This is a genomic window from Pedobacter sp. 22226, assembly GCF_052045455.1.
GTDB lineage: Bacteria > Bacteroidota > Bacteroidia > Sphingobacteriales > Sphingobacteriaceae > Pedobacter > Pedobacter jeongneungensis.
In genome coordinates this window covers 291969-306241 of sequence record NZ_JBQEPB010000004.1, presented here as the reverse complement: position 1 = coordinate 306241, position 14273 = coordinate 291969, and the positions used below count along the sequence as shown (strand labels likewise).

Below are 14273 nucleotides of genomic sequence, written 5' to 3'. Positions count from 1 at the left end.
ATTGTCATTGCAAAGCCCCGGCTCGTGTCTCCACGAACCTGAAATTTATCCAATCAATAAATAAATGAAAAAACTATTATTCATCCTCGCAGCCACCCTCAGTATTTTAACTGCGCAGGCACAACTACTCTAAAAGCCCCGGTTCGTGTCTCCACGAACCGGAAACTTATCCAATCAATAAATAAATGAAAAAACTATTTATTCTTTTCGCCCTTGCTTTCAGCATTCCTGCCACAAAGGCACAAATGCTGGGCAAAAACCAGGTAAACTCCAGGGCCGATAGCCTCCGTGGAACACTTACCCCTTTGCGTACCTGTTACGACATTAATTATTACCATTTAGATGTGAAAATTGATATCGATCAGAAATCCATCACCGGAAGCAACGAATTTGCCTTTACCGCCACACAGGATTTTACTAAACTCCAGTTCGATCTATTCGACAACCTTAAAATAGAAAAGATAGTGTACAGGGACACAGATTTACCTTTTACAAGAGAGTATAACGCTGTTTTTGTAACCTTCCCCAAAGCCATTAAAAAAGGAAGCAAAGATAAATTCACTGTTTTTTATTCAGGGAACCCAACTGTGGCCAAAACCCCGCCATGGGATGGTGGTTTCATTTTCAAAAAAGATGCCGCAGGCAATCCCTTTGTTTCTGTAGCCTGCCAGGGATTGGGAGCCAGTGTATGGTGGCCAAATAAAGATCACCAGAGCGATGAAGTAGACAGCATGCTCATCAGCATCAGCATACCGAATACTTTGCAGGAAATATCAAATGGAAGGTTAAGAAATACCGTCGATAAACCCGATGGTTACAAACAATACAACTGGTTTGTAGGTAACCCCATCAACAATTATGATGTAACTTTTTATATCGGTAAATATGCACACTGGCAGGATAGCTTTGCCGGCGAGAACGGAAACCTGAGTATCGATTACTGGGCATTACAAACCGACAGTGCAAAAGCCCGCCCGCACTGGGATGCCGATGTTAAACCCATGTTAAAATGTTTCGAATATTGGTTCGGTCCTTACCCATGGTATAAAGACGGATACAAACTGGTACAGGCGCCGCATTTAGGAATGGAGCATCAAAGTGCCGTTGCCTATGGCAATCAGTTTAAACAGGGTTATTTAGGCAGAGATTTAAGCGGTACCGGCCATGGATTAAAATGGGATTTCATTACCATCCACGAAAGCGGACACGAATGGTTTGGCAATAACATCACTTCAAAAGATATTGGCGACATGTGGGTGCACGAAGGTTTTACCAATTACTCTGAAGTGTTGTTTACCGAATGTACTGAGAACAAGACAGCTGCCGATGAATATGTTATCGGATTACAGAAAATTATCCGCAATGATATTCCTGTAATTGGTCCTTATGGCGTTAACAAAGAAGGTTCAGGCGATATGTACCCCAAAGGTGCAAACCTGATCAGCATCATCCGCCAGCTCATTAATAACGACGAAAAATTCAGGCAAATCCTCCGTGGATTAAGCAAAACTTTTTATCACCAGACCGTAACCACTGCCCAGATCGAAAATTACATCGCCAAACAAAGCGGTTTAAAATTAGATAAGATTTTCGATCAGTATTTACGTTACACCAAAATACCGGTTCTCGAATATAAAATCGACAATGGCAGTTTATCTTACCGCTGGGTAACCGATGTTAAAGGTTTCGATATGCCTGTGCGCGTAACCCTAAAAACCGGTGCTTATACTTTAATTAAACCAACAAACAATTGGAAAGCTATTAAAGTTGATGCCAGCATAAATGCCGGTAACTTTAAACACGATCCGCTGTTTTATATTAATGTTAAGAAAGGGTAATACCCGCCAAACTTCGGAAGTTTCCCCGGCCCTGTAACCCGGCAACTTCCGAAGTCGCCCAGGAACGATAATTTTCAACTTGTGCAACTTTTCCCAAAAACAACCGTCTTATAAGAAAAGCTCATTATTTATCTAAAAAATAAAATCTATAACCATGAAAAAAGTATTTGCAATATTATTGGCATCATTAACACTAACCGCTGGCATTAACGCAATTGCAAAAGACGGCACAGGCATCAATGTATCAGGCAAAAGGAACGACGACCGCAACGTTAAAAATTTTAACGGCGTAGCTTCAGCAGGCCCCATCAATGTAATTGTAACTTTAGGCAATACCGAAAGCTGCCGCCTGGAAGGCGATGCAGAAGCAATTGCTTCGATTGTTACCGAGGTAAAAGGCAATGTTTTAATTATCCGCCCACAAACCAGTATCAGAAGCTGGTCTAACAAATACGAAGGCAAAAAAATTACGGCTTACGTGACCGCAAAAGAGCTGGCCAGCTTAACCATAAGCGGCTCCGGTAACCTCACTGTTAACGGTAAAATCAGCACAGGTAGCTTAACCACAACGGTAAGTGGCTCGGGCAACATTAAAGCTTCTGCCGATGTAGATGATTATAGTGGTGTAATCAGCGGTTCTGGTTCCATAAGCATCACTGGCGGTGCAGATCATGCAAAAGTGGTCATCAGCAGTTCAGGTACATTTGCCGGTAAATCTTTTTCAACAAAAACACTAACCAGCACCATCAGCGGTTCGGGCACTGTAAATATTGCCGTAAGCGAAAGCATCAGGGCGGTAATCAGCGGATCAGGAAATGTAAATTACTCCGGCAACCCTACTATCGATAAAACCGTTATCGGTTCAGGCGGTGTAAGAAAAGTATAAAATCAGATTCCTCATATAAAAACGCCCGAAGCAATTCAGGGCGTTTTTTTTTGCGTTTACATTTTCCCTCATAATGAATAACCTTATAGGCCCTTATATGTCTTACATGGTTAATATATTAAGAAAAATCGTAATTGCGAGGCACGAAGCAATCCTACTACTATGGGTGCACATTTAAGCTATGCTCCGCAACAATAACCCCTCATAATAAATAACTTATATGCCCTTATATGTCTTATATGGTTTAATACATCAAGAAAAATCGTCATTGCGAGGCACGAAGCAATCCTACTACTATGGGTGCACATTTAAGCTATGCTCCGCAACAATAACCCCTCATAATGAATAACTTATATACCCTTATATGTCTTATATGGTTTAATACATCAAGAAAAATCGTCATTGCGAGGCACGAAGCAATCCTACTACTATGGGTGGGCATTTAAGCTATGCTGCGCAACAATAATCCCTCATAATGAATAACCTATATGCTCTTATATGTCTTACATGGTTAATACATCAAGAAAAATCGTCATTGCTGAGGCACGAAGCAATCCTACTACTATGGGTGAACATTTAAGCTATGCTCCGCAACAATAACCCCTCATAATAAATAACTTATATGCCCTTATATGTCTTATATGGTTTAATACATCAAGAAAAATCGTCATTGCGAGGCACGAAGCAATCCTACTACTATGGGTGAACATTTAAGCTATGCTCCGCAACAAAAACCCATTGTAATGAATAACCTTATATGCCCTTATATGTCTTACATGGTTAATACATTAAAAAATGATTATCTCATGGTTCCTGTCTCCACCAACCACAATTCTTTTAAAACAGCATCCGTTTATTTAAAGAAATTCAATTTAATATCCCTTCATTTGTATATTGAAACCGGCTTAACACAACATTGACCAGTAAGCATACCAATCATGAGTTTATTCAACCTATTTAAAAAGAAAAACACTGCAGAAGAAAATGCCCCGTTAACAGAAAATGATCCATTGGAGAATTTTCCTGAGCTCCTTAGCGCCAAGCTTTTATTCCTTAAAAAACCAATTCTCGATAGCAATCTGCTTTTAGCTGAAGTAGAAAAACATTTTGCGAAAGTCGACCATTCCTTCACAAAAAGTACCCTGATTTTTTCTTTTCCCGATCATACCATTCAGCTGGCCGACGGCGCTGTTCCCGCACAATGCACCATCATGATACCCGATCAGGACGAAGCCGAAATCGACCTTCCAGATGCTGCCTTTCAACAAAACTGGCATTGGCCCGAAGCCAATCAGACGGCTAAAAACTGCAGCTATGAAATATTGGTAACAGATTTCATGTCGAGAACATTACCCTACAAGGAAAGGCTTAATTCATTTATGGATTTCCTGGTGGCGGTGATCAGGGTAACTCAACCAAATGCAGTTTATTCCTCACCCGCACAGAAAATTTTAAACCCTGCCAATATCACCAGCATTTGGGATACTGATAAAATGCAAACCCTAAATGCCATCTGTAATGTACGGCTTTACAATGTGAGCAGCGATGCAGATCACAAAGAATTATTAATGGATACCATAGGTCTTCACACCATCGGATTGCCGGATTTTCAAATCAGGTTCTCTGTGGCAAACGAAAATGAAATCGCAAATTTATTATGGACATATGCTTACTATGTTTATGAATACGGCGATGTGATCTTAGATGGAAATTCACTCGAAGGAGTAAACGCAGGTTCAAAATGGAAATGTGAGAAACAACTTTCGCTTGTTGCCCCCGGGAGAATCGTAGTAAATGTTATTCCGGATTAATTATCTTCGCTAATCTACCTGCCCTCATGAAAAAAATAGTATTAGTTTCTTTATTGATCTGCACCGTAAGCTTTGTTTATGCGCAGGAGCAAACGCTCGATAAAAAATACCGCCCCGTGGTAACCAGTTTCATTAATGCGGTTAAAAGCGGAAATATTGAAAAGCTGGGCAGCAAAATCAGCTACCCTTTAAACAGGGCCTATCCCATCCCGCCCATTAAAAACAAGCAGGAATTTGTTAAGCGTTACAAAGAGGTTTTTGATGATAATTTAACCAAAAAGATCATTAACTCTAAAGTAAATACCGATTGGGATGCCGTTGGCTGGCGTGGCATTATGTTGCTAAATGGCGAATTGTGGCTTGATACCAATGGCAAACTCCTTGCCGTTAACCACCAATCGAGGTTAGAAGCCAAAGAGCAGGCCAGGTTAATTAATGTTGAAAAAAGCAGTCTGCACCCATCCATCAGCAATTTTATACAGCCTGTACTCGTTTTCGAAACGGCACAATACCGGGTGAGGATTGATGACCTTGGCAATAACAATTACCGCTATGCTTCATGGCCTATAAAAAGTAAAATGAGCGACAAACCCAAACTGGTTTTAAGCAATGGGAAATGGGCACCCGATGGCAGCGGCGGTAACCACAATTACCAGTTTAAAAGCGGCGATTATTTATATACCTGTTTCATTAACGTAATGGGCGAAGAAAGTACGCCACCAGCCTTATTGGTGATTAGTAAAGCAGGAAAAGAAATTTTATCCCAGCCCGCAAAGAAACTGACCCCTTAATTATTTGCTTATGCTTACCGAAACCTTAAAAAAACTTTTTAACAGGGACCTTACCAGACTGAAATCGGAAATTGAAGCCTACCGGAACGAAGCTAATTTATGGCAGATAGATCGCGGTATTGCAAATTCGGCCGGAAACCTTTGCCTGCACCTCATCGGTAACCTGAATACCTACATCGGCGCTACTTTGGGCGGCACCAGTTACATTCGCAACCGCGAACTCGAATTTTCCTTAAAAGATCTCCCGCAGCAGGAGTTGCTTAAAATGATCGACGAAACAAAAACCATCGTTAACCAAACTTTGGAAGGACTAAGTAACGAGCAAATAAGCGGCGAATACCCTCTACTCGTTTTCGATGAAAAAACTTCCACCGAATTTTTCCTTGTGCACCTCACCACACATTTAACTTATCATCTGGGGCAGATTAATTACCACAGAAGGCTGTTAGATCAGGAATAAGTTTAAGCGTGAGGCGTTTAGCGTAAAGCGAGCCGTTTTAGATTTTATCACAAAGAGTTCAGCCCATATCGTTACGTCATCCCGACCGGAACGTCGCGAAGTGGAGAGATCTATCCAGTTACCTCACCAGAGTTCATTTATTATCGTTACGTCATCTCGACCGGAGCGTCGCGAAGTGGAGAGATCTACATACTTACCTCACCCCAAACCCAATCGCGAATCTTAACCAAAGAGTTTAGTCACCATAGTTACGTCATCTCGACCGGAGCGTCGCGAAGTGGAGAGATCTATCCAGTTACATCACCCCCAACCCAATCGCGAATTCTTAAACTCCAGAGTTCATTTATTATAGTTACGTCATCTCGACCGGAGCGTCGCGAAGTGGAGAGATCTACATAGTTACATCACCCCAAACCCAATCGCGAATTCTTAAACTCCAGAGTTCATTTATTATAGTTACGTCATCTCGACCGGAGCGTCGCGAAGTGGAGAGATCTACATAGTTACATCACCCCCAACCCAATCGTGAATTCTTAAACTCCAGAGTTCATTTATTATAGTTACGTCATCTCGACCGGAGCGTAGCGAAGTGGAGAGATCTACATAGTTACATCACCCCCAACCCAATCGTGAATTCTTAAACTCCAGAGTTCATTTATTATAATTACGTCATCTCGACCGGAGCGTCGCGAAGTGGAGAGATCTACCCAGTTACTTCACCCCAACCCAATCGTGAATTCTTAAACTCCAGAGTTCATTTATTATAGTTACGTCATCTCGACCGGAAAGTCCCGAATATTCGGGAGAGAGATCTACATAGTTACATCACCCCCAACCCAATCGTGAATTCTTAAACTCCAGAGTTCATTTATTATAGTTACGTCATCCCGACCGGAGCGTCGCGAAGTGGAGAGATCTACCCAGTTACCTCACCCCCAACCCAATCTCGAATCTTAACCAAAGAGTTTAGTCACCATAGTTACGACATCTCGACCGGAGCGTCGCGAAGTGGAGAGATCTACCCAGTTACCTCACCCCCAACCCAATTTGACAATCAGAACTCATTAAGGATTCATCCAGTCCACACATTCCCTGGCGATCTATTCCATTACAATAACCTACATTTTAATTTTTCACAAAAAACATTTAACTTTTTACAAAATCAATCGAATTTATTAAAACATACATCGAACTTTTTACAACTTACATTATACTTTTTAAAACAGTATTTACATTATTATAAAGAGACATTTAAAATCTTTCAACCGCATTTACATTTCTTTCAACTTCAATCGTAAAACTTTCATAATTAATTCAAAATCGTTCAAATGTATTTGCAAATCTTTATACCACATTTACATTTTTTTTAAAGCATCATTTAATTTTTTTAACCTATATTTAAAACATTCAATGATGCATTGCCGTAAAGGCAACCGCATTAACTATTGTTAAATCATCCCCGATAAACTGAATACTTTTTTTATCACTTAACAGATTTACAATATGTTGATTCTAAATTTAATCCCCATCTTCGTTGCAAGGGGTATCGAGAGGCCTTCAACCTATCTCATTAAAGCTGGTTTCAGTGCACATTCTGCACACTATCTCTTACATGGCAAAACCCGGTCTGTCCGGCTAGACCACATCGAGAAACTATGCAAACTTTTAATCTGCGAGCCAAGCGATCTTTTTGTATGGTATCCCGAAAAAAATGAGAATATCCCCGATACCCACCCCATTACCAGACTGAAAAAACCAGAGATAAACGAAAGCATCACAAACCTGATAGCCGATTTACCATTTAAACAGCTTGCAGCAATAGCGGCAGCAATTAAAGAAAAGAAAGAAGACGGGCTTGCACCACAAACAAAAAAGGAGGCTTAAGCCTCCTTCAATATCTTTTAAAACTGAACCCCGATTAACCACATATTTTCGATGTAATTAATTTTCTGGCTTGCCTTATCGTATTCATCCCAGCCTGTGGTATGCACATTGGTTAAATTAGTTGCTCCAAACTTAGTGGTATTCTGCAAATAAACGTTTTTCCAAACGTAAAACTTAAGCCCGATTTTAGCCGAAACCCCATAACCCGAAATATTCCAGTGGTTGTTTCTGCCCAGGCCAAATAAACGCACATCAGAACGGGGAACCATCAACCCTCCGCCTAAACCGGTTTCTAAAGTTAGCGAAGTATTGCCGCCAGGTGCCACCCAGATATCATCATAACGCTCCACCTCAATATTGGCGTAGTTAAAACCATCGGTATGTTCGTAAGTAAGCATGCTTTCCTTAACATTTATACTTTGCCCATTATAATCACCAGCCAATGCGCCTGTAGCCACATTTTCAGGGGTAATATTTGGTCCGATATGACCGGTAATGGCCACCGTTTGAGGAATATCCATTACATATTTCATGTGGTCCCAGCCGATAGAAATACTGTAATTATCTTTGATAAAATAACCCAAGCGGATGTTATATTGTGGTACCGTAATTAATCCCGGGTTTAAATAATCCCAGCTTAATTTTGATTGCCTGTCGTGTGCAACCACATCTTTTAAAGTAAAATCATAATTCGGCCCCTGAAACCTGATATCACTCTTACCGTACCAGGAACTGTTATAGCCCCAGTGAAAAAAGAAATCGCCCTTACGCGAAAAATTCCTCTTATGCTCAGGATTAAATAAGCTTTTCGAAGTGGGTGTATGATCTGTTGTTGAGCTTGGAGCCTCCTGTGCCTGCATCCGCTTGCCAAACAAGAGTGCTAAAAATAGAATGGTAAATTTTTTCACGCGGCAAATTGAGCAAAAAGACCAGTCATTTACAACACCTTTAACATTTGGTAAGCTTTATGATACAAAAAATGACTTTAAATCATTAAAACCTCGTATAAACTGCCAGCTGAATAATGTTGTTGATGGTGTTGTGGGTTAAACCATGACTAGCCTGATTCATATAGCCGGCCTCCAGATCAAACTTTTTCGAAAAGCGGTAGCCCACAGCAAGATAGGCCCTGTTCTGATCGAACACACTATTATTAATTTCGCTCTTATTTTGAAGATTTAAAAATACCTCATTTTGCAAAGCCACAAAAGGCCCCTTTGTAAATGCTGGCTGCGTTTTTTGTAAAGGCTGGATTAACCTGAAGAAATAACGGAACCGCTGCGAAAACACATCTTCACCTGTTCTGCCGATAAAGCGCTGCTCTACCCTAAACCTGTGACTGGCAAATACCGAACTGATTTTATGGTTGTAAATATACTGCTCAAAAATGCGGTGCTCGTGTAGTGTCAAATCTGCCGCTCCGGCAACCTCCGTGGTTGTAGTTTGCCACAAATACCCCAGGGCAACATTACTTTTATCATTAATGAAATATTGTACCGCAGGCCTCACCAGAGTATTGCGCACATAACCCCAGTCATCCGCAGAACGAACCTGAAAATCGAACTGTAATCCCCATTTATCATTAAATTTAGTATTGTTTAAAAACATAAACCAACCCGAATGATGATATTGGGTTTGCGCATACAGCTTTCCTGATGCCATGATGAGAACCATCGCGGCAGATAATAATATTTTTTTCATAAAAAGATAAACCGGTTTTATCTGTGTGCCGCTAAATTAAGAGATTTATAGTAAAATAAACGAACAGTCTTTTAATTAGTCCGGAAGTTGGGGGACGGATGTCCGAAGTTTTCAGCCCTGATTCCAATTTATTAACCTCTTTGCGCCTTTGTGGTTAATTAAACCGAAATGTAATCGCCTGATAAAAAACGTTCAGTAACACTAGCCTCTGTGTGTGCGCTGTGCCTTTTCTCTCTTAACGCTATGGTAAAAACAGGCGATACCGTCTCCTCCTTTGCAGTTAAAAACAAATTTCATTTAACGTTAAACAATTAAAAATATATCTTCGTTAAAGATTTGGGCATTAGGGCATTTTCAACAACCTAAAAATTGCGCTTATTTTAACATTACAAAACGTAAAAAAGAACAAAAATGATTATCGAACCTAGAATGAGGGGCTTTATCTGTTTAACCGCACACCCTGATGGTTGCGCACAAAACGTAAAGAATCAAATTGAATATGTAAAATCAAAAGGAGCTATTGATGGTCCTAAAAAAGTATTGGTAATTGGCGCTTCAACCGGTTTCGGTTTAGCTTCACGCATTGCTGCTGCTTATGGATCAAGCGCTTCTACCATTGGCGTATTTTTCGAAAAAGCTCCTTCTGAAGGAAAAACGGCTTCACCAGGCTGGTACAACAGTGCCGCTTTTGAAAAAGAAGCACATGCTGCCGGTTTATATGCAAAAAGCATTAACGGCGATGCCTTCTCAAAAGAAATCAAAGAAAAAACCATCGAACTGATCAAAGCCGATCTTGGTCAGGTTGATCTCGTAATCTATAGTTTAGCTTCTCCGGTAAGGAAACATCCTGATACCGAAGTATTGCACCGTTCTACTTTAAAACCAATCGGTGGTACCTATACCAACAAAACTGTCGATTTCCATACCGGTAATGTGTCTGAAATTTCTATCGAACCAGCTACCGAAGAAGATATTACCAATACCGTTGCCGTAATGGGCGGCGAAGACTGGGCCATGTGGATTGATGCCCTTAAGGCAGAAAACTTACTGGCCGAAGGTGCCACTACCGTAGCATATTCTTACATCGGCCCTGCATTAACCGAACCGGTTTACCGCAAAGGAACCATTGGCAGAGCAAAAGACGATTTAGAAGCAACCGCTTTCAAAATCAGCGATAAATTAAAAGATATTGATGGCAAAGCCTATGTATCAGTTAACAAAGCATTGGTTACACAGGCAAGCTCGGCTATTCCGGTAATTCCATTGTATATTTCATTATTGTACAAAGTGATGAAAGCCGAAGGCGTACACGAAGGTACCATTGAGCAGATCCAGCGTTTATATGCAGATCGTTTATATACCGGCAGTCCGGTTCCTGTCGACGAAAAAGGAAGAATCAGGATCGACGATTGGGAAATGCGTGAAGATATCCAGGCTAAAGTTGCAGAACTCTGGAAAGAAGCCACTACCGAAACTTTACCAGCAATTGGTGATTTACCAGGTTACAGATCTGATTTCTTAAGCTTGTTTGGCTTTGAAATTGATAAAGTAGATTATCAGAAAGATGCACAGGAAGTAGTGGAAATTGAAGGTTTGGTAAACTAATAACATCATAACCACGAGATGTCGTCATTTCGACTGTAGCGCAGCGGAATGGAGAAATCTATAAGTTAATTACAAACGGCTGGCCTTATAGCCGGCCGTTTTTATTCCCCCGATAATATGAATTTCGATTTACAACCTACACTAGAAAACGATCTGATTAAAGTAGTTCCTTTAAAAGAGTCTGACTTTGAAGCACTTTTTGCTGTAGCTTCCGATCCGCTGATCTGGGAACAGCACCCCAACAAAGACCGCTACAAAAGAGAAGTGTTCGAAAATTTCTTTAAGGGTGCAATGGAATCGAAGGGTGCTTTTATCGTTTATGAAAAAGAAACCAACAAAATAGTGGGCAGCTCCAGGTACTACGAACCCGATGAGGCAGACAATTCTGTTGCAGTTGGCTATACCTTTATTGCACGCGAATTTTGGGGCAAAGGACACAACAGGGCTTTAAAAACCTTAATGCTTGATTATGCTTTTCAGTTTGTAGATAAAGTAATCCTGCACATCGGCGCAACCAATTTCCGTTCGCAAAAAGCATCAGAAAAGCTAGGCGCAATTAAAATCTCCGAAATCGAAGTAGCTTACTACGGTGAACCCGTAAAATGGAACTTCGTTTACCAGATTGATAAAGCAAACTGGGTAGCTTAATCTCTGGTATCGCCATTTCGAGCGGAGTGCAATGCAGCCTGGAAATCTAACAGTTTAACCACAGATTTACACCGATAAACACAGATGCAATTACCTTATCTGTGTTCATCCTTTCATCTTGGTTAATACAGCAGAGAAAAACTGCCACGGAAACGCAGAAACACGGAGAATCTTAGCGCAATTATAAGCCGCAAAATTCGTCATTGCGAGAAGGCTTTTTCAGCCGACGAAGCAATCTTTCCAGCAAGGATCATCAACAGGAAAGATTGCTTCGGCCGTTCCTCCTCAGCAATGACGACCCTATTCATAGGTCTGTAAATATATCATAGCCGAAAGAAGTGAATCATCCCGGAGTGCTGTCATTTCGAGCGGAGTGCAACGCAGCCGGGAAATCTAACAGTTTAACCACAGATTTACACCAATAAACACAGATGCAATTACCTTATCTGTGTTCATCCTTTCATTTGTGGTTAATATTCCCTTATCCAAACCTAAATCACAAGAGCATAACCGAATAAAATCGTATTTATCCTTTAGTATTGTTATCTTTGTTTAATTCTCCATTCCACTCACCTTTCAAAACAAAACAATTAAATAAAATATGGCTAAATCTCAGGCAACATACAGTAAAAAAGAGAACGAAAAAAAACGATTAAAAAAGAAAAACGACAAACAAGAGAAAAAAGAAGAGCGTCAGGCAAATGCTAAAAAAGGCTTATCTCTTGAAGACATGATGGCTTACGTTGATGAAAACGGAAACATCTCCTCTACCCCGCCAGATCCGAAAAAGAAAGTGGTAATCAATACAGAAGATATTCAGATCGGTATTTCAAGACAAGAAGACATCATTGATGAAAATCCTGTTAAAAAAGGAACAGTTACTTTCTTTAACGACAGCAAAGGTTACGGCTTTATTAAAAACACCGAAACCCAGGATAGCATTTTCGTTCATGCAAACGGTTTAATCACCCAGATTAAAGAGGGCGATAAAGTAACCTTCGAAGTAGAAATGGGCCAAAAAGGACCAACTGCTGTTAAAGTTTCAAAGGTTTAATTACCTTAATCCAATTCTTTTTGCAATTCCGGATTGCAAAACATGATTAAAATTCTGCAGAAAACTCTGCTGCGCTAGGTTTTATAACCATATATAATTCCGTCTATTAAGCATAAAACCTTGCGCATAATTTTATTCATCATACTTATTTTCTGAAAACCCGGTTTAGAAAATAAATAATCTCCACACATTCCTGTTATATGCAGTAGCCCGAATAATTTAAAATGGGCAACCTATATTTCATGGCTGTCTTTCTTTTTTTTCTTTACGCATTAATGCTTATTTTATCTTGCTGTAAGTAAATGACATAGGATTACGATGTAACAAAATTGTAGCTTTTATCAGGTCGCAACCGTTTATAAAAATAAAAAAGATGCAATCCCGGTGTGGAATTTGCATACGGTTTACATCATTACAGTACACACAAAGAAAAATACATTATGAAAAAGTTAATAGCATTTGCACTGGTTGCATTTTTAGGAGTATCAACAGCGATGGCCCAACAAGTAGATTTACGTAGAAAAATTAATGTAAGCGGAACCGCTGAAACAGAAGTTACCCCTGATATTATTTACATCGGTATTTCGCTTAAAGAGTATTTAAACGGAAAGAAAAAAACAGATATTACCGAACTGGAAAAACAACTGTATGCTGCAGTACAAAAAGCAGGCATTGCAAAAGAAAACTTAACCATCAGCAATTTAAGCAGCTGGAATTATGAAACAGAGAAAAAGAAAAACCCTGATTTTTTAGCAAGCAAACAATACCGGTTAAAAGTAAGCGACCTGAATAAGTTCAATGCAATATTAGAAGCTATCGATGCCAAAGGAATTGCCAATACCAATATCGAAAGCTACGATTATTCTAAAATTGAGAGCTTAAAAAAAGACCTTAAAATTAAAGCCTTATTAGCTGCAAAAGATAAAGCAACTTATATGGTAGAAGCTTTAGGTAATAAATTAGGTAGTGTAATTGAAATCCAGGATGGTGGAGACAATGTAATACAACCGGTTTACAGAAATTTCGCAATGAAAGCTGAAATGGCTGATGCTGCCGCCGCTCCGGAAATTGATTTCAAAAAAATTAAACTGAATTTCACAGTAAATGCCATTTTCGAGATCAAATAAGCATTTTAACACTTAATTTAATCCTTTTTAAAACCTACCAGAACAATTTGGTAGGTTTTTTGTTAGGTAGAGGTCGAACACTAAAAAATTAGATATTATGAAAAAATTCATCTACACGTTAGCCTTGATTTTCTCTTTAGGCATTAGTTTTAATTCAGCTCAGGCAGCTGATAAACCTGCGAAAAACCCTACAGAATTAACTGCAGAACAGGCAGTGAAACTGGAAAAAATTAAAACCCGTGTTGAAGAAATCAGAGACATGGATAAATCTAACTTAACCAAAGCAGAACGTAAAGCTTTACGCAACGAGTTAAGAGAATTAAAAGGTCAGGCCCGTGCCGTTTCCGGAGGTGTTTACCTTTCGGTTGGTGCAATTATCATCATCATCTTATTATTGATCTTGATTTTATAATCAGTAAAAACACTCATCTATCTATAAAAACAAAAAGCTTTGCATTACTGCAAAGC

The 14273-nt window shown here is 39.8% G+C and carries 13 protein-coding genes; 11 read left to right on the top strand and 2 right to left on the bottom strand.

The window, feature by feature from the left end; genetic code table 11:
* Positions 1 to 185: 185 nt before the first annotated feature.
* The 6 genes from ACTJKC_RS10930 to ACTJKC_RS10905 all read left to right on the top strand — a co-directional run bounded on the left by ACTJKC_RS10930 (position 186) and on the right by ACTJKC_RS10905 (position 7670).
* Positions 186 to 1838 carry a M1 family metallopeptidase gene (locus tag ACTJKC_RS10930; protein ID WP_440791838.1) on the top strand — a complete coding sequence of 551 codons (1653 nt, stop codon included), beginning with the start codon at positions 186 to 188 and terminating at the stop codon, positions 1836 to 1838.
* 154 nt (positions 1839 to 1992) lie between these two features.
* Positions 1993 to 2724, top strand: coding sequence for a head GIN domain-containing protein (locus tag ACTJKC_RS10925; RefSeq protein ID WP_440791836.1), 732 nt, complete (start codon positions 1993 to 1995; stop codon positions 2722 to 2724).
* Between the two features lie 938 nt (positions 2725 to 3662).
* Positions 3663 to 4535 (top strand): DUF4261 domain-containing protein, encoded by an 873-nt coding sequence (locus ACTJKC_RS10920; RefSeq protein WP_440791834.1) that lies wholly within the window; start codon positions 3663 to 3665, stop codon positions 4533 to 4535.
* 26 nt (positions 4536 to 4561) lie between these two features.
* Positions 4562 to 5326: a hypothetical protein gene (locus tag ACTJKC_RS10915; protein ID WP_344853157.1), complete on the top strand. Its 765-nt coding sequence runs from the start codon at positions 4562 to 4564 to the stop codon at positions 5324 to 5326.
* 10 nt (positions 5327 to 5336) lie between these two features.
* Positions 5337 to 5786: a DUF1572 family protein gene (locus ACTJKC_RS10910; protein ID WP_440791832.1), complete on the top strand. Its 450-nt coding sequence runs from the start codon at positions 5337 to 5339 to the stop codon at positions 5784 to 5786.
* Positions 5787 to 7289: 1503 nt separating this feature from the next.
* Entirely contained in the window at positions 7290 to 7670 is a 381-nt protein-coding gene (locus tag ACTJKC_RS10905) for a helix-turn-helix domain-containing protein (protein WP_440791830.1), read from the top strand.
* 17 nt (positions 7671 to 7687) lie between these two features.
* On the opposite strand, the gene ACTJKC_RS10900 is transcribed toward ACTJKC_RS10905, so the two are convergent.
* Positions 7688 to 8578: a hypothetical protein gene (locus tag ACTJKC_RS10900; RefSeq protein ID WP_440791828.1), complete on the bottom strand. Its 891-nt coding sequence runs from the start codon at positions 8576 to 8578 to the stop codon at positions 7688 to 7690.
* 85 nt (positions 8579 to 8663) lie between these two features.
* Positions 8664 to 9371: a DUF2490 domain-containing protein gene (locus ACTJKC_RS10895; protein WP_440791826.1), complete on the bottom strand. Its 708-nt coding sequence runs from the start codon at positions 9369 to 9371 to the stop codon at positions 8664 to 8666.
* Between the two features lie 411 nt (positions 9372 to 9782).
* On the opposite strand from ACTJKC_RS10895, the gene fabV reads away from it, so the two are divergent.
* From fabV to ACTJKC_RS10870, 5 genes are all read left to right on the top strand, one after another.
* Positions 9783 to 10976 carry an enoyl-ACP reductase FabV gene (gene fabV / locus ACTJKC_RS10890; protein ID WP_440791824.1) on the top strand — a complete coding sequence of 398 codons (1194 nt, stop codon included), beginning with the start codon at positions 9783 to 9785 and terminating at the stop codon, positions 10974 to 10976.
* 117 nt (positions 10977 to 11093) lie between these two features.
* The gene (locus ACTJKC_RS10885) at positions 11094 to 11624 is read left to right on the top strand and encodes a GNAT family N-acetyltransferase (protein ID WP_440791822.1); all 531 of its coding nucleotides are present in this window, start codon (positions 11094 to 11096) and stop codon (positions 11622 to 11624) included.
* Between the two features lie 601 nt (positions 11625 to 12225).
* A complete protein-coding gene (locus tag ACTJKC_RS10880) occupies positions 12226 to 12678 on the top strand; it encodes a cold-shock protein (RefSeq protein ID WP_316824371.1) in 453 nt (150 codons plus the stop codon).
* Between the two features lie 440 nt (positions 12679 to 13118).
* Positions 13119 to 13805 carry an SIMPL domain-containing protein gene (locus ACTJKC_RS10875; RefSeq protein WP_440791819.1) on the top strand — a complete coding sequence of 229 codons (687 nt, stop codon included), beginning with the start codon at positions 13119 to 13121 and terminating at the stop codon, positions 13803 to 13805.
* Positions 13806 to 13902: 97 nt separating this feature from the next.
* Positions 13903 to 14217, top strand: a complete 315-nt coding sequence (locus tag ACTJKC_RS10870; RefSeq protein WP_344853148.1) for a hypothetical protein — start codon at positions 13903 to 13905, stop codon at positions 14215 to 14217.
* Positions 14218 to 14273 lie beyond the last annotated feature (56 nt).